Here is a 388-nt window from a genome sequence, read left to right as displayed (position 1 = left end):
GCGGTGACCTGACCCTGAAGGACGTGACCCTCAAGGGCGGCAACGCCTCCGAGTTCAAGTACGACAACGACAAGAACGACGACAAGGACAACGGCAAGGGCAAGGGCAAGGACGACAAGGACCACAACGGCAAGGACAACGGCAACGGCAACGGCAACGGCGGGCCGGGCCAGCCGCGTGCGGGCGGGGTGCACCGTTCGGTGATCATCGCTCCGTTCGGCAACTCGTCGCGTGACGGTTCGAAGGGCCGTGACGACTCCGAGGGCCGCGGGGACTCCAAGGGCGGCGAGGACTCGAAGGGCCGGGAGGGTTCGCAGCGCAAGGACGGTGACGCCGATGGTGGCGCGTTGCTGGTCGAGCGGGGCGGTAGCGCCCACCTGAAGAAGGT

General features: G+C 67.3%; 1 pseudogene. It reads left to right on the top strand.

Annotated elements, in window-relative coordinates:
- Positions 1–23: 23 nt before the first annotated feature.
- Positions 24–388, top strand: a pseudogene (locus tag ACSNN7_RS29070) (hypothetical protein); the annotation flags it as partial.

It is taken from the genome of Micromonospora sp. URMC 105 (assembly GCF_051386295.1).
Classification (GTDB): domain Bacteria; phylum Actinomycetota; class Actinomycetes; order Mycobacteriales; family Micromonosporaceae; genus Micromonospora.
This window is presented reverse-complemented; position numbering and strand designations above follow the sequence as displayed.